19 protein-coding genes are annotated in these 24,596 nt (G+C 49.7%); 11 read left to right on the forward strand and 8 right to left on the reverse strand.

Annotated elements, in window-relative coordinates:
• The first annotated feature begins 144 nt into the window (after positions 1-144).
• Positions 145-1,575, forward strand: a complete 1,431-nt coding sequence (locus BZG73_RS07485; RefSeq protein WP_077668001.1) for a transporter substrate-binding domain-containing diguanylate cyclase — start codon at positions 145-147, stop codon at positions 1,573-1,575.
• 73 nt (positions 1,576-1,648) lie between these two features.
• On the opposite strand, the gene BZG73_RS07490 is transcribed toward BZG73_RS07485, so the two are convergent.
• On the reverse strand, positions 1,649-2,896 hold the full coding sequence (locus BZG73_RS07490; RefSeq protein ID WP_077668002.1) for an aromatic amino acid transport family protein: 1,248 nt from the start codon (positions 2,894-2,896) through the stop codon (positions 1,649-1,651).
• Between the two features lie 425 nt (positions 2,897-3,321).
• On the opposite strand from BZG73_RS07490, the gene rihA reads away from it, so the two are divergent.
• Complete coding sequence (rihA, locus tag BZG73_RS07495; protein WP_077668022.1) at positions 3,322-4,257, forward strand: pyrimidine-specific ribonucleoside hydrolase RihA; 936 nt, start codon at positions 3,322-3,324, stop codon at positions 4,255-4,257.
• Positions 4,258-4,343: 86 nt separating this feature from the next.
• Here the strand turns inward: rihA and BZG73_RS07500 are convergent, their stop codons facing one another.
• The 3 genes from BZG73_RS07500 to BZG73_RS07510 form a co-directional block, all read right to left on the reverse strand.
• Positions 4,344-5,927, reverse strand: a complete 1,584-nt coding sequence (locus BZG73_RS07500) for a S8 family peptidase (protein ID WP_077668003.1) — start codon at positions 5,925-5,927, stop codon at positions 4,344-4,346.
• A gap of 373 nt (positions 5,928-6,300) precedes the next feature.
• Entirely contained in the window at positions 6,301-6,804 is a 504-nt protein-coding gene (locus BZG73_RS07505; protein WP_077607511.1) for a hypothetical protein, read from the reverse strand.
• Positions 6,805-6,953: 149 nt separating this feature from the next.
• Positions 6,954-8,390 carry a coniferyl aldehyde dehydrogenase gene (locus tag BZG73_RS07510; protein WP_077668004.1) on the reverse strand — a complete coding sequence of 479 codons (1,437 nt, stop codon included), beginning with the start codon at positions 8,388-8,390 and terminating at the stop codon, positions 6,954-6,956.
• A gap of 341 nt (positions 8,391-8,731) precedes the next feature.
• Here BZG73_RS07510 and BZG73_RS07515 point away from each other — a divergent pair, with 341 nt between their 5' ends.
• The 4 genes from BZG73_RS07515 to BZG73_RS07530 all read left to right on the forward strand — a co-directional run bounded on the left by BZG73_RS07515 (position 8,732) and on the right by BZG73_RS07530 (position 12,921).
• Complete coding sequence (locus BZG73_RS07515) at positions 8,732-9,073, forward strand: (2Fe-2S)-binding protein (RefSeq protein WP_077578453.1); 342 nt, start codon at positions 8,732-8,734, stop codon at positions 9,071-9,073.
• A complete protein-coding gene (locus BZG73_RS07520) occupies positions 9,066-10,445 on the forward strand; it encodes an FAD/NAD(P)-dependent oxidoreductase (RefSeq protein ID WP_077668005.1) in 1,380 nt (459 codons plus the stop codon). The genes BZG73_RS07515 and BZG73_RS07520 overlap by 8 nt, the downstream gene beginning before the upstream one ends.
• Positions 10,442-11,698, forward strand: coding sequence for an NAD(P)/FAD-dependent oxidoreductase (locus BZG73_RS07525; RefSeq protein ID WP_077578455.1), 1,257 nt, complete (start codon positions 10,442-10,444; stop codon positions 11,696-11,698). Before BZG73_RS07520 ends, BZG73_RS07525 begins: the two co-directional genes overlap by 4 nt.
• A gap of 227 nt (positions 11,699-11,925) precedes the next feature.
• Entirely contained in the window at positions 11,926-12,921 is a 996-nt protein-coding gene (locus BZG73_RS07530; RefSeq protein ID WP_077578456.1) for a chemotaxis protein CheV, read from the forward strand.
• A gap of 110 nt (positions 12,922-13,031) precedes the next feature.
• On the opposite strand, the gene BZG73_RS07535 is transcribed toward BZG73_RS07530, so the two are convergent.
• Complete coding sequence (locus BZG73_RS07535) at positions 13,032-14,414, reverse strand: alanine/glycine:cation symporter family protein (protein WP_198531458.1); 1,383 nt, start codon at positions 14,412-14,414, stop codon at positions 13,032-13,034.
• 405 nt (positions 14,415-14,819) lie between these two features.
• Between BZG73_RS07535 and trhO the strand changes: the two genes are divergently transcribed.
• A complete protein-coding gene (gene trhO / locus BZG73_RS07540) occupies positions 14,820-15,800 on the forward strand; it encodes an oxygen-dependent tRNA uridine(34) hydroxylase TrhO (protein ID WP_046075682.1) in 981 nt (326 codons plus the stop codon).
• A 121-nt stretch (positions 15,801-15,921) separates the two neighbouring features.
• On the forward strand, positions 15,922-17,574 hold the full coding sequence (locus BZG73_RS07545) for a diacylglycerol kinase family protein (protein WP_158010022.1): 1,653 nt from the start codon (positions 15,922-15,924) through the stop codon (positions 17,572-17,574).
• Here BZG73_RS07545 and BZG73_RS07550 read toward each other — a convergent pair.
• Positions 17,553-18,947 (reverse strand): sigma-54 interaction domain-containing protein, encoded by a 1,395-nt coding sequence (locus BZG73_RS07550; protein WP_201247891.1) that lies wholly within the window; start codon positions 18,945-18,947, stop codon positions 17,553-17,555. The genes BZG73_RS07545 and BZG73_RS07550 overlap by 22 nt on opposite strands.
• A gap of 236 nt (positions 18,948-19,183) precedes the next feature.
• On the opposite strand from BZG73_RS07550, the gene BZG73_RS07555 reads away from it, so the two are divergent.
• From BZG73_RS07555 to BZG73_RS07565, 3 genes are all read left to right on the forward strand, one after another.
• Positions 19,184-19,762 carry a BON domain-containing protein gene (locus BZG73_RS07555; protein WP_046075680.1) on the forward strand — a complete coding sequence of 193 codons (579 nt, stop codon included), beginning with the start codon at positions 19,184-19,186 and terminating at the stop codon, positions 19,760-19,762.
• 81 nt (positions 19,763-19,843) lie between these two features.
• A complete protein-coding gene (locus BZG73_RS07560) occupies positions 19,844-20,125 on the forward strand; it encodes a sll1863 family stress response protein (RefSeq protein WP_046075679.1) in 282 nt (93 codons plus the stop codon).
• A gap of 115 nt (positions 20,126-20,240) precedes the next feature.
• A complete protein-coding gene (locus BZG73_RS07565; protein ID WP_077578461.1) occupies positions 20,241-21,092 on the forward strand; it encodes an EamA family transporter in 852 nt (283 codons plus the stop codon).
• Positions 21,093-21,176: 84 nt separating this feature from the next.
• Here BZG73_RS07565 and glpD read toward each other — a convergent pair whose 3' ends face one another.
• Both glpD and glpK read right to left on the reverse strand, forming a co-directional pair.
• Positions 21,177-22,718, reverse strand: a complete 1,542-nt coding sequence (glpD, locus tag BZG73_RS07570; protein ID WP_077638371.1) for a glycerol-3-phosphate dehydrogenase — start codon at positions 22,716-22,718, stop codon at positions 21,177-21,179.
• Between the two features lie 305 nt (positions 22,719-23,023).
• Positions 23,024-24,547: a glycerol kinase GlpK gene (gene glpK, locus BZG73_RS07575; protein WP_077578463.1), complete on the reverse strand. Its 1,524-nt coding sequence runs from the start codon at positions 24,545-24,547 to the stop codon at positions 23,024-23,026.
• Positions 24,548-24,596 lie beyond the last annotated feature (49 nt).

Raw genomic sequence — 24,596 nt, forward strand, 5'->3', positions numbered from 1 at the left:
CATCACGAACGCACTACCCTCTCAGTTTTGCGGAAAAAGTGACATTTATCCCCAGCTGCCAATGTTTTGTTCATATACTGGTAGTAATGGTCGCATGCATTGCGCGCCATCATTTCTAGCCATTGCCAGATTCAAGGGTTGTTTATGCGGCATTCTGGGGTGTTATATGTGGTGACTCGTATCATCGTTGTGGTTCTGAGCATTGGCGTCCTCTTGACCATCACGCTGAGTGTTGACGCTGAGCAAAACCAACAGTCCAAGCCACAAAGCCCTGTTTTAAAAGTGGCGAACTCGCATGCTTGGCGACCATTTTCCTATCTTGACCGCAATCAAGAGCCAAAAGGGATCCTAATTGATTTTTGGAAAGAATTTGGCAAACGTAACGGCTATCAAATTGAATTTGTGCTAACTGATTGGCAACAATCGATTGATGCTGTGCGAAGCGGTCAAGCCGATGTTCACGCAGGCTTACTTCGCTCACCAGAGCGGTTAGCGTTTATGGATTTCGGCACCCCACTTTTTAGCATCGATACGCAAGTGTTCTTCAGCCAAGCTCTCACGGGCGTATCGGCAGATTATGTGTTAGCGGGCGACACCGACCACGCAGTCGGTGTTGTGCAAGGCGGGTACGAAGAAGAGTTTATGAGAACCGAATTTCCAGACGTAACGCTACAGCTCTTCCCGAATAACCAAGCCATGCTTGATGCAGCGTTATCTGCAGACATCCAAGCATTCGTCGCCGATCTGCAAGTCGCCAATTATCACCTTTATACCACCACTAACCAAAATTTGTTTATACCCGTCAGGCACCTCTATACAGAAATGTTATATGCCGGTTTTGCGAAAGGGAAGACGGCATTACTCAATCAAGTTGATAATAAATTTGCTTGGCTCGACGATGAAACCAAGCGGCGGCTATTAAATCGCTGGGTATATTACGATGTCGAGACCGTCTATCCCGCGTATTTGTTACCAATGCTAATCGCCTTTGGTGTGATAGTGGGCATCAGCTATATCTTTTTACTGAAAAGAACGGTTAAACAGAAGACGCATGCGCTGCAAGCAGCCAATGACTTACTGCAAGCGCAAGCGATTACTGACTCTCTCACTCATCTTCACAACCGACGTTATTTCTATCAGTGCCTATATAGCCAAATGCGCGAAGTCAAGGGGATAACCCTGATGGTGTTCGATATTGATGACTTCAAAGCCTTTAACGATGGGTTCGGCCACGCACATGGCGACGAAGTGCTTTGCTTTGTCGCTCAAACAGCGCGGAGTCTATTACCCAATGACGCCGTGGTGGCAAGGATCGGGGGAGAGGAGTTTGCCGTGCTGCAGTATTTTTCTACCGCTGAGCGTGCCGTGGTGCAAGGAAAACTGCTGTGCAACGAGATATCAAGACAAAGCCTTGCGCTATTTAATCATCCATCTATGCCCGTCACAGTGAGTTTGGGCGTGGCTTACTACCCAAACGGTATGCCTCACAGTGAAATTGTTGATGCCGATAAAGCCATGTATCAAGCTAAAAAGCAGGATAAGAACTGCGCCGTTTTGCACGAGATAAGCCAGTGAGAGCGGGCTTACGACATTGCAACATACAAAAAAGCGCCGCGAGGGCGCTTTCATGCAAGATAATATTGTTTACTTAACCCATCAAGTTATAAAGCAACGCAGARATCGCCAGCATACCGGTCACAAAGATAAAGTAAGTACCCGCTTTGCCGCGATACTGCGCCAGCGCTTTGACTTTGTAGGCCGCAACCGTTGGCATAATAAATAAGATCATCGCAATCACAGGCCCAGACAATGCGCCCATCATATCGAGGATGCTGGGGTTAATCACCGCACACCACCAAATAGCAAAAAACATCACCACCACGCCGAGCTTATCGGCCTTTTTATAAGTGAGTTTGCTATGTTTGGTGACCAGGCCGTTCAGACTTTCGCGTGCACCGAGAAAATGCCCCAAAAACGATGATGTGATAGCAATAAAGGCGACCAAAGGCCCTAAGGTGCCAATAAATGGATTTTGGGTGACATTAGCAAGGTATGAGAGCACAGACACATTTTGCGCCTTCGCTTCCGCCATTTGTGCCGGGGTGAGCGTCAACACGCACGAGAAAACAAACAGGAGTACAAAGGCAACTAACATCACGCCCGCGCGTTTAAGAATTTGCTCTGACTTGCCTTGGGCATCATCACCATAGTGACGGCGCTGAATATTAGCAAAGCTAGAAATCGCCGCCGCATGGCTGAACGAGAAAATCACCACTGGCACGGCGAGCCATAGATTCATGCCCAGTTCTCCCATCCCGGGCATAGCGAGGTTCGGTGCTTGCCATGATGGTATTAGGTAAAAAGACAAAAACGCCAAGATAGCAACCAGCGGATAAACCATCGCCGCAAATGCACGCAGCATCAGGCGCTCGCCCCCCATCATGATCGCAATCATACCTGCGACTAGCACACCAGACAGCATGACACGGTTTGGCGACGCCCACCCGAGTTGATTAACCAAAAAGCTATCAACTGTATTAGTCAGCCCAACGCCATATATCAACAAAATGGGGAAAATAGAAAGAAAATACAGCACGGAGATCAAACGGCCTGCATGGCTGCCGAAGTGTTCGGCAACCACATCGGTGAAATCGGCATCTTTGTGGCGAGACGACAACACAAAGCGCGCTAAGCCTCGGTGAGCCATAAACGTCATCGGAAACGCCAGTACGGCCATAATCATGAGTGGCCAAAAGCCCCCCATCCCGAGATTAATGGGAAGGAACAGGATCCCGGCCCCCACCGCTGTACCGAACAAGCTGAGTGCCCAATGGGTATCATGTTGGGTCCAGCGGTGCGATACACTTTTTGAGGAGATATCTATAGTCTGGTTCACGTCAAACTCTCTTAGTTATAATATTTTGTGCGGTTGCATAGTAGCGAGTTCAATCTAAAGTATCACACAAATGTAATAGATATATGTCCTAATTGTTTTGTTAAATACTTGTCATATAATCTAGGTTAAAATCTAAAAGGCAGTTTATAACTCCATTAACAACCTAAACTATCAACATAAAACCCCAAATTATCAAGCAAGGGCAGATTGATTGAATTGTTTGCAAAATAATGCAACAACCACATTTTCGTTCGCAACATGTTGACAATGTGTAACAACTCATCTCTCAGTTTTTGATGATAAATTATTCACCTGTTACATTTCGATCGCGTGAGCAATTAGCGAGGACGATCACACGCTACAAGTGGCAAGGCGTTTATCCTGTGCTGACCGACGTGTTCTCCAACTCCGCGATAGGCCAGCTTATGCGTGAACCCATTATTATCGACTGCGATCCCGGCCATGACGATGCCATTGCACTGGTGATGGCTTGTGCAATCCCCCAGCTTGATATCAAAGCAGTCACCACCAGTGCCGGAAATCAAACCCCAGATAAAACCCTTTACAACGCCAGACGCATTTTGACTTTGTTGCAACAAACACACATCCCTATCGCGGGTGGCGCACATAAACCACTCACCCGTGAGCTCATTATTGCTGATAATGTTCACGGTGAGTCGGGCTTGGATGGTCCTGCGCTGCCAGAGCCCACGATGGACGCCCATCCTGATAATGCTGTTAACCTAATGGCCAGTGTGCTTCAAGACGCTGACCAGCCTATTACCTTGGTCGCGACTGGCCCTTTAACCAACGTGGCTTTACTCCTGGCCGCCTACCCGGATTTAACCAACCGGATTAAGCAGATTGTGCTGATGGGAGGCGGTGTGACCTTGGGCAATTGGACACCAGCAGCCGAGTTTAATATTTATGTCGACCCAGAAGCTGCTGATCGCGTGTTTCGCGCTGGGATCCCAATCACCATGTTTGGATTAGATGTTACCCACCAAGCGTTAGTCAAAGATGAAGATGTGGCTTCCATCCGTGGCATCGATAATCCCGTGGCACAGACAGTTGCGGGTTGGCTTGATTTCTTTATGCGCTATCACCGCGATCCCAAGTGGCGCCTAGACGGCTCACCGCTGCACGATCCCTGCACCATCGCGTGGCTGGTGATGCCCGAGCTCTTCGAGTGTGAATCACTATGGGTGGGTGTCGAGACACAAGGGACGTTAACCACTGGAATGACGGTCGTCGACCGCTATCACGTCACGGGCAATCTCGCCAATACCGAGGTGGCAATGGCCGTCGATCGAAAGGGCTTTATCAACTTGCTATACGATTGCTTGCGCCAATACCACTAAAAAGCGCGGCTTTGTGCCGCGCTTTATCGTCATCTTGGGTCATAAAACGGTTTCGGTCATAACGCGACCGCCTTAGCGACAGTGCATTAGTATCGCGCTGTCACACTGACACCGTTAAAAGCAGTGTAACCATTAAGCATCACGTGATAGCGACCGTTTTGTGTGCTTTGTACCGTACACACTTCACTATTGCCGTAGTTGTATGGACGGCAGTCCCAGCTATTTAAAGTTGGTTTCGCCCCATAGCGTAGGTACAAATCTGCATCGCCTGAGCCCCCGCTGATATTGACCGTTAGACGTTGCCCCGCGTCAACATCAACGTAAAAGAAGCGCTGCGTACCTTGTGCCCCAGCAATACCCGTCACTGGCTGGCCATTTTTGAGCTCATTTTTTGGCCCTGGCGTTGGGTCACAATCAGGCTCACAACTGCTATCCGCTTGGCTATAGAGCAGTTTGTTAACCGAACCACGAGGATCACTGATTTTATTTACGCTAGCACGGTTGCTAATTAAGCTCTCGACTTGTGCTGGCGATAGGCTATTGTTTTCTTGTAAATACAAGGCCGCAACACCGGCAACATGAGGTGTCGCCATTGACGTGCCACTGATGGTGCGATAACCACCGTCATACCAGGCAGATTTGATTTGCGAGCCTGGTGCAAATACATCAAGACAGCTGCCCCAGTTGGAGAAACTTGATCGGCTATCGCTGCTTGTTGTTGAGCCCACGGTGACGCCACTTGGCTCACGGGCCGGCGAGCTGTTACACGCATCGGCATTGGAATTGCCAGCCGCCAGCATAAAGCTCACACCCGATTGCACCGCACTGGCAACCGCACGATCCAGTGCTGTAGACACACCACCACCTAAGCTCATGTTTGCCACCGATGGTCCACTGGCATTGGCAGCCACCCAATCAACCCCGCCAATCACACCGGACGTTGAGCCCGAACCACTACAGCTCAGCACTCTCACCCCAACAATGTCGACATTTTTAGCGACGCCATATTGGCTACCACCGATAGTGCCGGCCACATGGGTGCCGTGACCGTTACAGTCTGACGCGTCATTATCGTTATCAACAAAGTCATAGCCAGAGCGAGCACGACCACCAAACTCTACGTGTGACGTTGTCACACCTGTATCAATGACGTACGCCGTCACACCTGTGCCATCAAAATTGGTACTGTAATTGTTATCCAAAGGCAGGTTACGTTGGTCAATGCGATCCAACCCCCAAACTGGATTACTCTGGTTGGCGTTTGGGGTGATTACCGGGTCCAAGGAAATCGTCTTATCTTGCTCGATAAAGTCCACTTGCTCGTCCATACGCAACGCGCGCAGTTGCTCTGGCGTCAATTTGGCTACAAAGCCACTCAGCGAGCGATCAAACACTTTCTCAACTTTAACCGCGTGTTGGTTGACCATGCTTGAGACGGCCTGCTGAGTGAAGGTTTGTAGCGCTTGTGGATCGTCGCTGAGCGTCATCGGTTGTTTGAATACCACAATGTATTGGTCTTCAATCCCCTGGTTGTCTGACGCGACAACGAGTGGCGCTAGCGTTTGCTGCTGAGAGATCGCTTGTTTACCCTCTTCCTGTTTTGCGAGCGCTGCAGGCGATGCAGCGACTAATGCTGATGCAATACAGCAGCTAAGTACATGCTTTAACATATTGTATTCCTTACAATGGTTAAACGTATCAAAAATTAATTGCCTACAAATAACAACAAGCACGTTTATAAAGCTATGCATCAACAGCATTTTTTTCCGCAGAGAAAATCGCTTTATTTATCCAACTTACCAGCATTATTTACTATTGCATCAGCAGCATCAATTTTAACTTTTTGTTTACAAAGTGTTTATGTAGGCCATCTGTGAGCACTTAACACTTTTTTACTAAAAATGATTGATGAACAGTTCTTTGATGCTGCTCACAGCTAAAATGAAAGTGAATTAATACATGCAGTTAGAGAGTGAGATTGATTGGCATAAAAAAGCCAGTGACAGAGCACTGGCCGGTAAGATACTCGGTGTTCAACCTAATTTAACTTGGCTGCTCATGCACCAACACGCCGCCTTCAAGCGCCCCAACTAATACATTCGGAACGTCAGTTTCATCAGAGGTAACAGCAATACGCGTGCCCGGCCCAATCGCTGAGATAGGGGCTGCCATCATCAAAGAGCCACGCTCACCGTCATCAACAAGCTTCCACGATGGCGCGGCTGCCGCATGATCATTGGCATATAGCCGACACTTGTTTCTGTCAGGTTCAATTAAACAGTCCAGGCCATACTCAATGTCGTCATAAAAAAACGACCACTGATAATAACCCGCATTGACGCTGCAAGGGGTTTTGATAAAACTCAACGCCTCTGCGCTATCTTGGGTTAAGGTAATAAAGCGCTGTGCATCTGGCACCATCGCTAAATATCCCAGTGATTTGCCATTGGCATCGGTGACCGCGAGCTTTACCTCTTGTTCAACCATCGCGCGCTCATGATCGCCAATGTCTGGCAACATGGAATCGGGTTGTACTGAAAACGCCATTGTGTCGCTCCTTTGGTTGCTTCGCACCACTTTTAACAGTTATGTAACAACCAAAGATATAGATCAATTTCTCGGAAAAGTTTAGTGATGCACTCCGTAACTGGGGAAAGCGCTCAGATCGCAATGTCTTATCGTGCAAATTTGCAGGCTTACCGCATTAACCACCAGCGCATTAAGCGTTTGTACCAGCGGTTGTAAGGGGGTTTGACTAAAAAGCTGGTGTCCCATTTATCACGGGTGAGGACGGTTTTACTGTGGCTAAACGTATAAAAGCCTTCAATACCGTGGTAATGCCCCATGCCAGAGTCACCAATGCCGCCAAAAGGCGCATCTTCGGCAGCGACATGGAACAAGGTTTCATTAATCCCCATACCGCCAGCGTGAAGCTGCTTGGTGACCTGCGCGCGTATCTCAGCGTCATTGCTCATCAAATACAAAGCGAGCGGTCGCGGGCGCGCCTGAATATAAAGCAATGCCTCAGAGATATCTTGATAGGTGACAATAGGTAGGAGCGGGCCAAAAATCTCTTCTTGCATCACCCGCATATCATCGGTGACTTGGGTCAGTAGCTGAGTTGGCCAGCGTCGTTTTTCCGCAGTTGGCATGGTTTGCTGGTCGAGTGCACACCAGCGACGCGCACCCTTATCGAGCGCATCTTGGAGCGTTTCTTCTAGCCGCATCGCTTGGGGTTGATTAACGATCTGGCTGTAATCTTGATTGGCCTCAAAGTCAGGATACATAGCACGAAATGCACGTTGATAGGCGTGTATAAAGGCTTCTTGCCGATGTTCAGGGCAAAGCACATAGTCGGGGGCAACACATATCTGCCCAGCATTTAAGCACTTCCCGTAAATGAGCCGTGAGACAGCCACGTCCATATCAATTTGATCATCAATGATCACCGGCGATTTACCCCCAAGTTCGAGGGTCACCGGGGTCAAATTATCGGCCGCCGCCAGCATGACTTGACGTCCGACCTGGGTTGAGCCGGTGAAAAAGAGATGGTCGAACTCTAGCTCGGTAAAGCGGCGCGACACTTCAACTTCACCTTCAACCACGGCCACTTCGTTTGGGCTAAACACCTCAGCGATTAACGCGCGTAATACCTGGTTGGTGTTGGGCGTGAACTCCGAAAGCTTAAGCATTACCCGATTGCCCGCGGCCAACGCGCAAATCAGCGGACTCACTGCCAGCATAATCGGAAAGTTCCAAGGTACAATGATCCCAACCACGCCTTTTGGCTGGGAGTGCACGACCAATTTGGTGCCTAGCAAAGTAATACCAGGACGCCGTTTTTGCGGCTTCATCCATCGCTTTAATCGATGACGGGTGTAATCAATTTGGTGCAGCAAAGGCAAGATGTCGGCAATTTCAGTATCAACGGGCGCACGGTAGCCGTAATCGTCGCTAAGGGCTTGTTGTAACGCAGACGATTTTTGCTTGATGGCCTGACGCAAGCGCAGAAGTGCGTCGCGACGATGGCTGTACTCTAAAAAAGGACACTGAGACACCTGTTCTTTTTGCGCGTCGAATGTCTCTCGCATCTCTTTAACCGTTTCCAACCACTGTGAGCCTGACTCTGTCATCCTTGCCTCCTCTGCCGATACAAGATCGCGATACACCACTTCTTCATTGATGACATAGCCACCTTGTTTACGCAACAGCGCTTGACCGATATAGCGTCACTGTTCACAGGCCCCTCTCCGCGCAAACCTGATCGTTATCATGATAAAGCTCACAACATCATCATTATTTCCATACATTTTGCGAGGAATAACAAATACGAAACAAAAAGTAACGTCATATTCACAAAGCAAGTTTAGTATACTCCTCGCCTAATAAATAAGACAACACACTCCGCTCACTTAAACAGGCTGAGTGGGCGTCATCACTGTGCCAACAACATACCAATGAGCAAATTAAAACGATGAGACGAAATCAAGACATTACCGATGCCGTTGGCGAAACCTTCTCGATCCATGTCAATGGCGAGACGGTTCCCGCCATCGCTGGAGAAAGCGTGCTAAGCACTTTGCTCGCAAGCAATATCCGTGCGCTATCTAAAAATGATTATGGCCGATTAGCGAGTGCCTATTGCGGCATGGGCGTGTGTCATTGCTGCACGCTGGAAATCAACGCCCGCCATAAACAACGTGCGTGCCAAGTCGCCGTTCAGCCGGATATGGATGTCCGCACTGAAGCCAACATTGTGGTTGAGAACACGGATCTTGAAAGCCACACCGTCGAGCAAGGAGAAACCCATGTCTAAGCCTGTTGTTATTGTTGGTGCTGGACCTGCTGGTCTCTCTGCAGCGGTCACACTGGCCAAGCACAAGGTCGCCAGTATTATTGTTGATGAAGCCCCCAAACCCGGTGGCGTCGTCTATCGTGGCCCGTGGCGAGAGACTAACGCGCTGCCCCATTTGGATGACAAATGGAAGGCCACCTCACAAACCCTGCGCGAACAATATCACCAGCATCAGGATTTGATTGACCTACGCAGTTTGACGCGGGTACTGGGGCCAATGGCGGATCAACATCTCCTCACTGCTCATGAAGATACGCTATCAACGATTGACTATGAGCAGTTGATCCTCGCCACCGGTTGCCAAGAGCGCAGCATTCCCTTTCCTGGCTGGGATCTGCCAGGGGTGATGCTTCTTGGGGGGATCCAACTGCAAATAAAAAGCGGCTTGGTTCGTCCCGGGCACCGCTGCGTGATCACCGGCACAGGGCCTTTGCTTGTACTGGTTGCTTGTCAGCTTCACAAAGCCGGTTGTGATATCGCCGGTATCTATGAAGCGGCGCCGTTTAAAGACTTGGCACGTGAAACGCTCGCCCTCCTCAACCGTCCACAGCTCGCGCTAGATGGCCTCTCCATGATGATGTATCTCAAACGCCACCATATCCCGATGCATTACGGTTGGGGCATCGTCAAAGCCTCGGGTGACCCCCAAGTCGAGCACGTCACGGTTGCACCCTACAGTAAAGAATGGCACCCAGATGTTAGCCGTGCCGAAACCATAAATGCCGATGTACTTGGTGTGGGTTACGGCTTTGCGGCACGCTCTCAGCTTGCGCAACTAATGGGACTAGATATGCAGTACGATCACATGAGCGGGGCGATCCCCGTGGTGGACGAGTGGCAACGAGCCAGTGTCGACAATGTTTACTGCGCCGGTGATACCGTGAAATTTGCCGGCGCAGAAGCCGCCATGTTGGAAGGAAAGATTGCGGCGTACTCCGCACTGAAGGCACGCAATATTTCAATGCCTAATCTTGACAATGAGTTTAAGGCTCTGCGTCATCAGCTCGAAAAGAGCTACCGTTTCCGTAAAGGCTTTGATACGGCAGGCTACCGTCGTCCAGGCCTGCTCAGTTTGCCGGGAAAAGACACAGTGATCTGTCGCTGCGAGCAAGTGAAAAAGGCGGACATTGATAACGCCATCAATCAAGGCGTCAAGGATGTGATTACGTTGAAAATGCGTACCCGCGTTACCATGGGTGACTGCCAAGGAAAAACCTGTGCGCACTACTGCTACGACCGACTCAATGAGAGCACGACGTCGCCTCAGCCTTTGATTCGCCCTCGATTCCCACTCGACCCTATTCCTTTTGCTGCGTTGGAGGATGACGCATGAAACAGTACGACATCGTAATTTGTGGCGGCGGCGTGATCGGCGCATCGGTGGCTTATCATTTAAGCCGCGAGCGCGACTTATCCATCGCCGTTGTGGACTATAAATACCCCGGAAACGCCTCGCGTGCGTCAGCCGGTGGTCTATGGGCGATGGGCGAGTCAACCGGCCTTGGCTGCGGCGTTATCCTGTTTAAGACCCTTTCTAAGCAGATGCAAGAAAGCGGCGAAGGTGGATCACCAGAGATCAAACCGCACATTATGCCCAAGCCGTTCTTCGATATGGCGATGCTGTCTAACCAGCTCTATCCGGCATTGTATGATGATTTGCTGACGCATCACGGTGTGGACTTTAAGTTTGAGCGTACTGGTTTGAAGTTTGTCATGTTTGATAAGTACGACAAACTCTATGCCGAACATATTGCGGCCGCCATTCCTGATCGCCAAGAGCATGTCCGTTGGGTGTCTCAAGAAGATCTTCACGCACAAGAGCCTAACGTGTCGCGTGCGGCAATTGGTGCGATGGAGTTTGAGGGTGATCACCAAATCAATCCCTATCGCCTTAACGAGGCCTATTTGGAAGCAGCACGGCAGAACGGTGTCGAGCTATACCTCAATACCAAAGTCACGGGTGTGGTGAGACAAGGTAACCGCGTTGTCGCGGTTGAAACAGAAAACGGCAAGCTAGGTTGTGGCACCATGATCAATGCGGGTGGCGCATGGGCGGAAAAACTCAGCTTGTGGGCAACGGGGATGCCAATGCCTGTCTTCCCAGTCAAAGGCCAAGTGATCGTCTCCGAGAAGCTACCTAAGCTTTTAAATGGCTGTTTAACCACCAGTGATTGTTATATCGCCCAAAAAGATAACGGCGAAGTCTTGATTGGCTCAACCACCGAAGAGCGTGGTTTTGACACCACCACAGACATGAAGTACATCAAACAGCTGGCACAAGGCGCCATGAAGTCTATCCCCGAGCTGAAGAAGATGAATATCAAGCGCTGCTGGGCAGGCTTGCGTCCGGGCTCACCGGATGAGCTGCCGATTCTTGGTGCAGTGCCGGGTATTGACGGTTACCTCAATGCATGTGGGCATTTCCGTACCGGTATGTTGACCTCTGCCATCACCGGAAAGGTGATGAATGAAGTGGTACGTGGTCTGCCAACCACCATTGATCTCGCGCCGTTCTCCTATACACGCTTTTTGGACAGCCAAGGAAAAATGATCGGGAATTACCACTTAGACGTGGCCTTACCTTAACTGCCAAACGGCCCTAACGGTCTTCAAAGCCTGCTCGCCGCAGGCTTTTTTGTTATTAAGCTGTAACTTATCGATGACTTTCGCGATCAATTTAGCGCGATAGCCCACAGAAAAGCAGCACGATTATCGAGCAAAGATTGTCGCTTTATTGATCTCAGGCTTATACTGGAACAAACTCAGTTTAACGCCAGCTTTATTCGCTGATATCGAAAGGAAATGTGGTAGGCATGAACGACGARCCATCAAAAAACGAAATACTGACGGAAAGTGGTACGAATGAGCTAGAAATCATTGAGTTTCACTTAATCAAGCAACTTCCTGACGGCAGTACCAAAACCTGCTATTACGGTATCAACGTTGCCAAGGTTCGCGAAGTTATCCAAGTTCCGGAAACCACTGACTATCCAAACGCCCAAGCGCACATGATTGGGGTGTTTTCGTCACGCGACAAGCTAACGCCACTGATTGATCTCGCAGGCTGGTTAGGCGTCCCGACGCGTCCAGAGAAAGACAATAAGTTTGTGATTGTCACCGACTTTAACAACATGACTAATGGGTTTTTGATTGACAGTATTAGTCGTATCCATCGTATTTCCTGGGAAGCGGTTGAGTCCCCAAGCCAATTTTTAGAAGCAGGCGAGCAAGATTGTGTGGTCGCCGTTGTCCGCAAAGACAACAACCTGATTATGATCCTGGATTTTGAGAAAATCATTGCCGATATTAACCCTGAGTTGAGTATGGAAAAATACGATGTCACTCAGGACAGAAACGTCAACATTTCCGAATCCAGCGCGAAAAAACGCGAAGCAAAAACGATTTTAGTGGTGGACGATTCCGCCTTCATCCGTAGCTTGATTGAGAACACGCTACGCTCAGCTGGCTTTAACATTATATCGGCCAAAGATGGTGGCGAGGCCTTTGACAAACTCACCGAATTCGAACGCATTTCCAAAGAAGAAGGTGTGTCGATCAATGAGTTTGTGGATGCGATTGTGTCAGACGTAGAGATGCCACGAATGGACGGTATGCACTTAGTCAAACGCCTCAGAGAGATGGATACCTATAAAACCATGCCTATTATCATGTTCTCGTCGATCATGAGCGAAGATAACCGCGCTAAGGCTCTGCAATTGGGCGCCAATGATACCATCACCAAACCCGAAATCGGTCGCATGGTTAGCCTGGCTGATACCTATGTATTTGGCGCACCACTTGATGATTAATCAACGATAAAGGCCAACATAGTGAACAAAACAAAGGCTGCACATTGGCAGCCTTTGTTCGTTTTAGCGTGACAACAAAGTTGTCAGTCAAGCCATTAACTATCGGCTCATTAACTGTTGGTTACCTGTGAGCGGTGACTTTCACGGTAACGGTGACTGGCAAAATAACGTTTAGCAGCTTGGTTTACCTTAGGCGCCAACAGCAACGCGGAGACCATGGTGGGCACTGCCATCAGCCCATACGCCCCAATGAGGAATAAGAACACCACATCCAGCGATAATACCGCTCCCAGCACCACAAGCGATAAGTATAGGTACTTATAATACTGACCCGCCTGCTCGCCAAATAGATACACAAAGCATTTATAGCCGTAATACCAAAATGTAAATACCGTGGTGAAAGACAAAACTAACACCTGTGCCGCCAATAACCACGCCCCTGGCGCGCCAAAGGCCGCTTTAAATGCCGCCATGGTCAGACTAACACCTTGCATGCCCTCGGCTTGATCAAGCACACCGGTCACCAAGATCACTAGCGCAGTGCAACTACAGACAATTAAGGTATCAATGATAGGACCTAGGCTAGCGACCAATCCTTCTCGGACTGGCTCATTGGTTTTTGCCGCGCTGTGTGCCATGACCTCGGTGCCAATCCCGGCTTCATTAGAGAAAGCACCACGACTCACCCCCACAATAATCACACTGATCAGGCCACCGAACATCGCATCCGGTGAAAAAGCACTGGCGAAAATCGACTGAAACACGCCAGGCACGCGCTCGGCATTAAGTGCCAAAGCGGCGATCGCCATCACCATATAGCTGCCCGCCATCAAAGGCACTAGCGCACCAGCAACATCAGCCACACGCTGCAAGCCACCCCAGATCACCATACCGACGAAGACCGCCAGTACAATGCCCAGTGCCCAAGAGAACGCACTACTCTCTAGCCAAGCGATCCCCGGAAATAGCTGAGTTTGCACCACGGCACCAAGCTGGTTAATTTGGAAAGACGGCACAAATCCCATCAAGCCGGCAATGGCAAACATCACCGCTAACCATTTAAATTTTGGCCCTAAACCGTGCCGAACCGTATACATGGGGCCACCGTGGACATTGCCGTTCGCATCTTCGTGACGATACATGACCCCCAATGTACAGGTATAAAACTTGGTTGAGACTCCTAGTAATGCCGTTAACCACATCCAAAACACCGCACCGGGTCCACCTGCGCTGAGCGCCAGTGCCACGCCGGCAATATTACCAAGGCCCAAAGTGCCGGAGAGAGCGGCGGCGAGCGCCTTGCGATGAGATAAATCACCATGGCCACTGCCATCGTCCACCTTACCGGTTAACAGCTTGATACTGTGTGCCATATACCGAAACGGCGTGAGTTTGCCATAAAGGGTAAAGAAAACCCCGCCACCAACCAATAAGATCAGCATCGGCTTACCCCAGATAAACCCGACAAATGCGTTAATCCATTCTTCAATCATGTTTTGCATCCTTTCTTGATGCTTGGCTAATTACTTTGCTTACTAGACCACTGTCTAGCCGATGCACGCCAACCAACAAAATAATTAGACCATAAAGCAATAAAACCATTCTGGCGTGACTAAAAACCCATTCAAACTAAGTCCAAACACGCTTTCAGGCGATAGAAACTCCGTTCATACGTGATGTTGATCTCATAAAAACCAGACGTTATTGAATAACTAACAATACAATTTGATTTGAACACAAAGTAGAGTGCATCGCCTTCGTCGCTATCAGAGCGCTCGATATTTAACCTTACTTTTATCCGGTGTTTTGCGTCAGTAGCATTCGCTATACTCCGCGCTCACGTATACATACACCACCCATGCACTGGATTTACGCTCCAGCCAGCAAGAGGAAACAACATGTCTAAATATGTCATTTGTGCCTTATATAAATTTGTCACACTCGACGACTACCAGTCTTTGCAAGCACCATTGCTTGAAGTAATGGAAGCCAACCAAATAGGCGGCACGCTCCTTCTCGCCCAGGAAGGCATAAATGGCACAGTAGCAGCGACAAGAGAAAATATGGATGCGCTGTTTGCGTGGTTTAGAAATGACCCACGCCTAGCGGATATTGACTATAAAGAGTCGTTCGAAGACAGCCAGCCATTTAGTCGCACCAAGGTAAAACTCAAAAAAGAAATTGTGACCATGGGGGTTGAAGGCATCGATCCGCGCCAAAGCGTGGGCACTTATGTCAAACCAACAGAGTGGAATCAATTAATCAGCGATCCAGATGTGTTAGTGATCGATACGCGTAATGATTACGAAATCGAGATTGGTACCTTTGAACGAGCCGTTAATCCGCATACAGATAGCTTCCGTGAATTCCCAGACTATGTTGAACAGCAGCTTGACCCTAGCACGCACAAAAAAGTCGCCATGTTTTGTACCGGCGGGATCCGCTGTGAAAAATCGACCGCTTTTTTGAAAGAAAAAGGCTTTGATGAGGTGTATCACCTAGAAGGCGGGATCCTTAAGTACCTCGAAGAAGTGCCTGAGAGTGAAAGCTTGTGGAACGGAGAGTGTTATGTCTTCGACAGCCGTGTTGCCGTTAATCACGATTTGGAGCGAGGGTCTTACGCAATGTGTAATGCCTGTCGCCTTCCCATCACGCAAGCGGACATGGAAAGCGAACACTATGAGCAAGGCGTCTCTTGCCCTAAATGCATCGACAAACACACCGACGCCCAAAAGGCAGCGTTTCGAGAGCGAGAGTACCAAGTCCGTCTTGCACGAGAACGCGGTGAACAGCACGTCGGCGGTGAGGCGAGAAAGATCATTGAACAACGTCGCGCAATGAAAAAATTCCGGCGCCAACATCAAAATCAAGATAAATAATAATACAAAAACGGCACGCTAGACGTGCCGTTTTTTATGATATTGGGCAGGGCTAACGTATAGTAAAAGCTGGATTGTTTTACCGATGGCGTCTGTGCTGAATAAAAAGGAGTGAATAAGCGTGTTTATAGGTCCCTTTTATAGCTTGGTCGCCGCGTGTTTATTCACGATCAGCTGGTGGATACCTAACGTCCTTCTTACCTTGCTTTTGTCATGGTGTGCGGCAGCATTTTTCGCCGTTAGTATCGCTTATTGGCGCAATCAGCCTCGCCTTTTTCGCAAACGCCAGTCCGGGCAGTTGCCTCGCATCAGCCAGTGGGTGTTTGCGCCATTTTTCACCTTTACCCACCTGTACAATCGTTGGGCAAGAAAACGCGATGTTGCACCGCCCGTCCAGCAAGTCGCCCCTGGGCTCTATGTCGGTGCTCGTCTGACCTACAAAGACATCCCCGATCTGCAAGCGCAAGGTATTGATGGAATATTAGATGTTACCGCTGAATTCGAGAGCGTCGACCGTTTCACACAATCACAGGCTGTCGCCTATCTCTCGGTGCCCGTATTGGATCATGCCTATCCCTCGCGTAGCCAACTGATGCGCGCGTTACAATGGCTGCATCAACAGCGACAAGCCGGACACAAGGTGGTGGTGCATTGTGCACTAGGACGCGGACGGTCCGTGATGGTTGTTGCCGCCTATCTTTGGGCACTTTCTCCCCACCATTCGCTCGAGGATGTGCTTGGTGACATCAAAATGGTACGCCCCAAAGCACACTTGAATCAGCGCCAGCGCCGCGCTTTAGTGCGTTTTCAGCAAAGCGGTGCGTTGCGGTTGGCGCGTCCCATTGCCTGGATCATTGCTAACCCTGCTGCAGGTGGAAAGAAATGGCGTAAGCACCGCGACTATATTCAGGCCTATTTAGGTGACGGGTATCGGTTAGTCGTCCATCAGACACGCCATAATCGTCGTAGTTATCAACTCGCTTGCCGCGCTGTGTCACAACAGGCTGATGTGGTGATCGCCGCCGGTGGGGACGGCACTGTGAACGCCGTTGCGCGAGCACTGATTAACACCGCAATCCCTTTAGGCGTATTACCGCTTGGCACCGCAAACGCCTTATGCCATGCATTGTGGGGGATAAAGACCAAATTTTTAAATATTGATGCCGCTTGCGATGTCATTTTAGATGGGACGCCACGAACCATCGACACCGCACGCTGTAACGGCAAAGTGGCGTTGTTAGTCGTGGGCGTTGGCTTTGAACAACAAATGATTCGCCACGCCGCTCGGGAGCAGAAAAATCAATTAGGCCAGTGGGCGTATTTGCAGGGTCTACTCGGGGCTGCCAGTCAAAATCAAGCCATCGATCTCACCGTTCAATTCGATCACCAAGCGCCTCAGTTGATCCGCACAACCAGTATGGTGGTCGCCAATGCCGCACCAATGACAACCTTATTAGCCCAAGGGCAAGGCCAACCAAATTATGCCGACGGCAAACTCGATGTCACTTGGCTCACCGCGAGTTCTACCAAAACAGATACCGCGTTGTCCCTCATGGAATTAGCATTCGCGAGTCTGTTTGAAACACGATTAGGCCGCTTTACTCACTATCAACAAGTCACACGCGTCTCGATACGTGCTACATCAGTCATTGACTATGTCATTGACGGCGAGCTTTATCGCGACCGAAAACTAACGATTGACGCGCAGCCTCAATCACTCGCGATCCTGTCTCCGCCTCTTCCTGATACCGCTCAATCAGACGATAATGCATGATATTGCTGGAGTTTGTTGTATAAGGTTTTAGGGCTGATCCCAAGCGCCTTAGCCGTACGCTGACGGTTTCCTTGACAGCGCGCGAGTGTTTGTAAAATCGCTGCTTTTTCGAGTTCATCAAGTCTGATTCCCTCTGGCAGCGAAAGCGCCTCAACCGCTGTTGACGGATCATCAGCCATCACGTTAGTGGGTAGGTCCGTGACTTCAATGCACCCATTACTCAATAGAAAGCCATGCTCAATAGCATGTTTGAGTTCACGTACATTCCCTGGCCAGTGGTAGTGCTGGACGTGCTCGAGCGCGTTATCGCTAATGCTCACGGTTGTCTGATGATTAAAATTCAATTCAGCGAGGAAATGCGTGGTCAGTGCATGAATGTCATCTCCTCGCTCCCTTAATGGCGGAACCGTCACCACAAATTGTGCCAAGCGATAATAAATATCCTCACGCAGCTTACCTTGCTGAATCGCCTCTTGCGCGTCGCGATTGGTGGCGGCCAAAAGACGCACATTCGCTTTTTGATTGCGTGTCGAACCAACTGGGCGGTATTCCCCTGACTCCAGCACCCTCAATAATTTCACTTGCAGCGACTGGGGCATTTCCGTTATTTCATCGAGAAACACCGTTCCCCCTTCGGCTTGGTAAAAAATCCCTTGGTGATCTTGATGCGCGCCAGTGAACGCCCCTTTGACATGACCAAACAACTCACTTTCGATCAGTTCTGGGCTCAGCGCCCCACAGTTGACCGCCATAAAAGGGGCATCCCCCCCTTGGCTTCGCCTCTCCATCCCGCCTATGTCAGTCGGTCGACCCAAGCCATGGAGTGTTTTTGCGACATGCTCCTTGCCCACCCCACTCTCACCGATGATAAACACATTCGCTTGCGTTGGACCTAGTCGTTGAAGCTGGCGATACAGGGCCAGCATCGGGCTTGATGAGCCCAATAAATAGCCGTATTGATCTGCCTGGCTAGTAATAACGGGGGTACCCTGTAATTGCCCACGATCCTCACCGCGCATCTGATCAATTACGAGATGCTGGAAGGCCTGCTTATCGGTAGGACGACGCAATACCGTCGCAGCCATGTCTTGGGCGTGGTGATTCCAAGCAGGAAAGGGCGCGCCATCAGTCAATAACACCCATTGCGTGTGGGTGACACGCGTCATGATGGCGAGCAGCTCATCGATATCGCCATCCTTGGTGTCAACATCTATTACGACCCAGCCGGGGTCATCAACCTGACACGCTTCTAACAGTGCGGCTAACGTATCAAACCACACCACGTTCGTCGCTCGCGCGTTAAGCGCCACCTTTAGCATCTGACGCAAAGAGGCATCTGACGACTGAGGTAAATAGGCGAACAAGCAAGACATATACATCGCATTCCTTCCAAGCGTTTTCTTGTCCTAGACTGCCATATCCAACCCCAGCTATTAAGTAATAATTGCCAACACTTAGGAAAAAATTACCTAAAAAGCAAAACCATCAAATCATCAACCAATAGATAAGTTGTTGATATTTAGATTCTTTTAAAATTGGCATGGATTTCGCTGTTGGGAATCTAGCAGCGCCACAACGTTGCTCACACTCATTGAAAAAGGAGGATTTAATGAAGACGACTCCGCAAGGTCGATTTCATCCTTTATTTGTATCATTAGGGTTAGCGCTTGCGCTTGGCGCTTCTTCTGTCTCTGCGGCGAGCAGCGCCAATGACTGGCAAGATGAAGCCAAAGACGCTTGGATTGATGGCAAAGCCGAGTCCATGCTGATGGTGAACACTAACCTCAATAACTTTGATATCAACACAGATGTTGAGCAAGGCGTGGTCATTCTAACCGGGAAAGTCGATACCGAGCTTGATAAAAGCTTGGCCAGTGGCTTAGTTCGTCAGATTGATGGCGTGAGTGAGATAAAAAACGAGCTCACTGTGTCGCAACCTGCGAGCCAGTCAGCCGACCTAGGCCAAGCCGTCGTTGACACCAAAGTCAGCGCGGCGCTTAAAACAAGCTTGTTGCTGAATCCCGATATTAGTGGAACCAATATTGATGTATCCGTTAACGATGGCGTCGCAACCCTATCAGGCGAAGTGAAAAGTGATGCCGCGCGCGATCTTGCCGTATTAATGGCAGAGAACGCGCAGGACGTTGAACGAGTCATTGATGAACTCGACGTCGAAGGCAATGCCTAAATAATAAGGCGTTTCGCCACTGCGTTTCGCCACTGATTAATCGCCTGTACGTAGACTTAGGCCCTTTTAACAGGAGGTATTATGCAACGCCAAGAGATGATAGATAAGTTACATAATCGCTTGCAAGACTGGAATCAAGAAATTGATAAACTCGAAGAAAAAGCGAATGTTGCTTCGGCAAATGCAAAAGCAGAGTACCGAGAGTCAATTGAGCATTTGCGCGCAAGAAAAGAGCAAGCGAAAACACGCATTAATGAGCTGCAGCATGCCAGTGACGATGCGTGGGACGACATTAAACAAGGCGCCGAACAGGCACTGACGTCTCTCAAAGATGCCTACGACTCAGCTAAACAAAAATTCTAGCGAATACGATAGGATTGAGACAATTCGCTCCAAAATCTTTGCCGCTCTCATCGGAGCGGCTTTTTTTTGCCTCTATGTTAAGGTAATAGCTCTATTTTACTGAAAAGGAGGGATTATGCAGGCTCGTGCGCTTTTTGTTGCGATATTGAGTGTTTTTGGTGCCATGTGCGCCATTCAATTTGGCGCATCCTTTGCCAAACAGCTTTTCCCTCTGGTGGGCCCTATTGGGACCACTGCCCTGCGTGTCGGCTTTTCTGCCCTCATTTTGTGGCTCGTCTTTCGCCCTTGGCGTCAGTGGCCACGCGCGCGACATTGGCGAGCGATAACGGTATATGGTGGCTGTCTTGGTGGCATGATGATGCTGCTTTATTTGTCTATCGAGACTATTCCGTTGGGGATTGCCGTCGCACTTGAGTTTACCGGTCCTTTATTGGTGGCTTTAATCTCTATTCGTCGCGCCAGAGACAGTCTTTGGATCGTGCTCGCCGTTGGCGGTGTTATTACTCTCCTCCCCGATTTGTCAGGCGTGGATGCCTTGGATCCAAAAGGGGTGGCTTACGCATTAGCGGCGGGCGGCTGCTGGGCTGGCTATATCCTATTTGGGCAAAAGGCAGGAAATTTAGCGCCAGGCGGCGGGACGGTTGCTCTGGGGATGAGCATTGCTGCCCTTTATCTCGTACCAGCGGGCTACATTGCGACTGACGGTGCGATTTTTCAATGGCAATTGATACCCTTGGGGATCGCTGTCGCCCTTGTCTCTAGTGCTATTCCTTATTCTCTGGAGATGATAGCGTTACGCAACATGCCCAAACAAACCTTCAGTGTGATGATGAGTTTAGAGCCTGCTGTTGCCGCCATGGCTGGGCTACTCGTGCTCGATGAACAACTGGCCCTGCGTCAATGGCTCGCGATTGGCATGGTGATCAGCGCATCACTAGGCAGCACGTTATCGGCTAAACGGCGTTAAAAGACAGTCGATCGAAAAGAGCGCCGACCATCGGCGCTCTTTTTTGTCATCCCATCGTGTTAGCAACACGGACTCACTTGAGTGCTAGCTTGCCTCGCTTAATGGCAGTGCGTGTACTTTAACGCGCTGCTGCTCGATGTATTGGCTAATCGCATCAGCCTGTTCTTCAGTCAGATACAAGCCTAATTTGGTGCGACGCCATAAGGCATCTTCCGCATGCTGAACAAACTCATATTGCACCAGATAGTTAATTTCCACCTGGTAAACCCCATCAGCAAACCGATGACCCATCTCCGCTTCACTGTGACAACCTCTCATTAGTTGATGTGTGCGGGTACCGTAGGTATCGACAAATCGCTGCGCCGTATGATGGCTTAACCACGGATAACGTTGTTTAATCGACAGGGCGAGCTCATCCCGTGTGCAGCTGAAATCACCACCGGGAAGCGCACCGCTAGCCGTCCAAGGCTGACCCATCTTGTCAAAGAATGGCTCGAGTTTGCGCATCGCAGACTCCGCCAGCTTACGATAAGTCGTGAGCTTACCGCCAAAGATGGAAACCAACGGCGCTTGATTGCCTTGTTGCTCCAACTCTATGGTGTAGTCGCGTGTCATCGCCTGTGGCGAGTCCGATTCATCATCACACAATGGTCGCACGCCACTGTAGCTCCAAACGACATCCTGAGGCTGAATTTGGTGAGTAAAGTGCTGATTGACGACATCAACTAAGTAATCAATCTCAGCCTCGTCAATTTTTGCTTCTCGGGGATCGGCTTTATGCTCCACATCCGTGGTACCAATCAATGAGAACTTGTCGAGATATGGGATCACGAAGACGATACGGCCATCATTATTCTGCAGAATATACGCTTGTGGGTCTTGATGAATACGTGGCACAACAATATGAGAGCCTTTGATCATTTTGATCCCACGCGGCGATTTTTCGTGGAGACTGTCATCGTAGAATTGCTTCACCCAAGGGCCAGTCGCGTTCACCAATGCCTTGGCTTTGCGCTCAAAGCGCTCACCGGTATGTGCGTCCTCTAGCGTCACTCGCCAAATCGTGTTTTCACGCTCTGCCGCGACCACTTGGCAGTAATTGCGCACCTCTCCCCCTTTTTCACGCGTATATTGCGCATTGAGTAAGGTTAAGCGCGCATCATCCACCCAAGCATCTGAGTACTCAAACCCGACTTTCATGTCTTTGTTCATGTAGCCAGTTTTACGCAAATCAACCTTGTGGCTGCTCGGTAATGTTGAGCGCTTACCAAGGTGGTCATATAAAAATAATCCACAACGGATCATCCAGGCTGGGCGCAGATACGAGCGATGCGGCAAACGGAAACGCATCGGAAACGCAATATGGGGCGCCTTGTTGATCAGTACCTCACGTTCGGCCAGTGCTTCCGAGACCAAACGGAACTCATAATGCTCGAGATAGCGCAATCCACCATGAATAAGCTTCGAGCTCGCGGATGAAGTGGCCGATGCGAAATCTTTGGCATCGTACAGACCCACATTGAGTCCACGACCCGCCGCATCAGCAGCGATACCGGCACCATTAATCCCGCCCCCAACCACGAGGATGTCGAGAAGTGCGTCTTGATGAGAATTATGCGTAGTCATTTTTAGCCGACCTTGTTCAAATATGAGCGAACGAACATTAACTGATGAGTATAACTGTATATCAACTTTCGTTTTCGGTCACTATATATGTTCGAAAAATTATTATTGACTGTGACAAGTGTAGAAGAAGTGTTAAGAAAAAGGCGTTCATGTGAACTAAAAAACCGTCTGGCGAGTAGCCCTATGCCTTTATAGGCGGAGAAAAAACGCAGTAAAAGAGAGGAACACGATCAATCGGCCGGCGACAGGGCAATATGAAAAAAGGCGCGAAAACGCGCCTTTCATTATAAAGAGTGATATCAGGCTTACACATCTTCTTCTTCATTATGCAGCTCAGCCCACGCTTGTGCGCATTTTACTGCCCGCTTCCAACCACGATAGCGGCGATTGCGTTTTTCTTCGTCTCGATGTGGTTCAAAGCTTCGGTCCAGTTTGGCTTTATCTTTTAGCTCATCCAGGCCATCCCAGAAACCGACCGCCATACCCGCAAGGTACGCCGCGCCTAACGCGGTGACTTCTGTCACTTCCGGACGATGCACGTCGGTGTCGAGCACATCGGCTTGGAACTGCATCAAGAAGTTATTGGCAACGGCGCCGCCATCAACACGTAACGCTTCAAGCTTAATACCTGAATCCGCCTGCATGGCATCCAATACATCACGCGTTTGATAGGCAATGCTTTCTAGGGTTGCGCGAATGATATGGTTAGAGTTCACACCACGGGTCAGCCCCACAATGGTACCGCGAGCGTAGGCATCCCAATAGGGTGCTCCCAAACCGGTAAACGCCGGGACAACATACACGCCATTCGATGTATCAACTTTGGTGGCAAAGTATTCAGAGTCATGGGCGTCTTCCACCACTTTTAGCTCGTCACGGAGCCATTGAATTGAGGCACCACCCATAAAGACCGCGCCCTCAAGCGCATAGGATGGTTCGCCCTGCGGGCCACAACCAATGGTAGTCAACAGGCCATGGCTCGATGTCACCTTCTCTTGCCCGGTGTTCATTAGCAAAAAGCAGCCCGTTCCATAGGTGTTTTTCGCTTGGCCGGCTTCAACACACATTTGTCCGAATAGGGCTGCTTGTTGGTCACCCGCAATCCCCGCGATAGGAATACGCGTACCGCCTTTACCACCGATGTTCGTTTGTCCATAGACTTCGGAAGAGCGGCGCACTTCAGGGAGCATTGAAGCAGGGATCCCAAGCTCATCGAGCATTTTTTGATCCCAGCACATATCATTGATATTGAACAGCATGGTGCGTGATGCGTTAGTATAATCAGTCACATGCACACGCCCTTGAGTCATCTTCCATACCAACCAGGTATCCACAGTACCGAATAGCAGTTTACCGGCTTCTGCGTCTTCGCGCGCACCTTCTACGTTGTCCAAGATCCATTTCACCTTGGTGCCAGAGAAGTAAGGGTCAAGGACTAACCCAGTATTATCACGCACATAAGACGCCAATCCACGCTCGCGCAAGTCATGACAGATGTCAGCAGTACGGCGGCATTGCCACACGATGGCATTGTAAACCGGTTTACCGGTTTCTTTGTTCCACACAACCGTGGTTTCACGTTGGTTAGTAATCCCGATCCCAGCAATCTCATCGCTACGAATGCCGGTTTTGCCCAGCACTTCCACCAGCGTTGAGCTTTGGGTGGCATAAATTTCCATTGGATCGTGCTCAACCCAACCTGCTTGCGGATAAATTTGCGTAAACTCGCGCTGAGATACACCGACGATATTGGCATCGTGATCCATAACCACTGCACGTGAGCTGGTGGTGCCTTGGTCGAGAGCAACAATATACTTGTTCGCTGACATAATACGGTTTCCTTCTATCTCTCTTATTTTAGTCTGTATCGCGACATTT

The organism is Salinivibrio siamensis, assembly GCF_001996005.1.
GTDB lineage: Bacteria > Pseudomonadota > Gammaproteobacteria > Enterobacterales > Vibrionaceae > Salinivibrio > Salinivibrio siamensis.